Raw genomic sequence first — 1133 nt, 5'->3', positions numbered from 1 at the left:
GCTGCGGGACGTCCTCGGTGAGCCAGGTGCCCATCTTGGGCTGGCCCGGGATGTCGCTGCCGTCCCAGTAGCGGCCCGGCGTCGGGTCGTTCTTGTCGGTGTCGTGGTTCTCGGGGTTGAGCACCGGCATCGCGATGATGAACGGCAGGCTCTTGCCCTCGTCCGCCCACTTCTGGACGGACGCCTGGAGCTTGAGGTTGGTCCCCATCCAGTAGTTGTTGGGGAAGCCCGCGCCGCCCGGCAGCGCGATCAGGACGGGGAAGCCCTTGTCCTTGTACTTCGGGTCCTCGTACTGCTTGGGGGCCCAGACCCAGACCTTGCCCTTGAAGCCGGACTTCTTGCCCGTGTACGTCGTGACGGCGATCTTGCTGCCGTCCTCGGGGACCGTGCCGGACACCTTGAAGCCGGCGTCCGGGCCGAGCGGCATCAGGGCCTTGGAGCCGGGCTTCCCGCCGCCGTCCCCCTTGCCGTCCCCCTGGCCGAAGCTGATCGGGTCGCCCTTGTCCGAGAAGACCTCGAAGTAGTCGAGGACGGGGTAGGCGATCGCGCCGAGCAGGGCTATGCAGACCGCGACGAGGGTCCAGCGCTTGGCCCGGGAGGCCCGGCGGCGGCCCTGCGATTGGTAGGCACCGTTGGTCAACTGGCTCATCCTGTCCCTCCGGACGGTTCTCCTGTCCCGAAGGACATGGCGGTCGGTCCGGGTGGAGGGAGCCGGTCGGGGCTCCCGGGGCCCGGCGGCGGCGCGATCGGGCCGGGCCCGGTCAGGCTGTGCTGGATCAGGAGGCGGGGACGGGTCCCACGAGATGGTCGCTGATCCACTTCATGCTGCCCTCGCCCATGCCCTGCACATAGGTCTTGGCGTTGTGCGAACCGCCCTGGATGACCTGGAGACGGGTGTGGATGGGGCCCTTGTTGCCGTAGGTGGCGATGTACTTGTCCACCTTGGGCTTCACCGAGCCTTCGAGGGTGCCGTACTGGAACGCGAGGTACACGTCCGGGCCGCCCTTGGCGATCAGCTTCTTGGAGAGCACCTCGGGGTTGTTCGCGGCCATCTCCTTGGGGTGTCCCTGCCACAGACGGGAGTCGGGGACGATGTCCGGGCCGGAGGCGATCACGGCCTTGAACTTGTCCGG

The 1133-nt window shown here is 68.1% G+C and carries 2 pseudogenes; both read right to left on the bottom strand.

Annotation, left to right across the window (positions count from 1 at the left end):
* Positions 1 to 649: pseudogene (locus I5Q34_RS23365) on the bottom strand (hypothetical protein); the annotation flags it as partial.
* A gap of 127 nt (positions 650 to 776) precedes the next feature.
* Positions 777 to 1133, bottom strand: a pseudogene (locus I5Q34_RS23360) (hypothetical protein); the annotation flags it as partial.

This window comes from Streptomyces sp. AV19, from assembly GCF_015999245.1.
Lineage (GTDB): Bacteria > Actinomycetota > Actinomycetes > Streptomycetales > Streptomycetaceae > Streptomyces.
The sequence above is the reverse complement of the archived record's forward strand: the minus strand, read 5'-3'. Positions and strand labels throughout refer to the sequence as shown.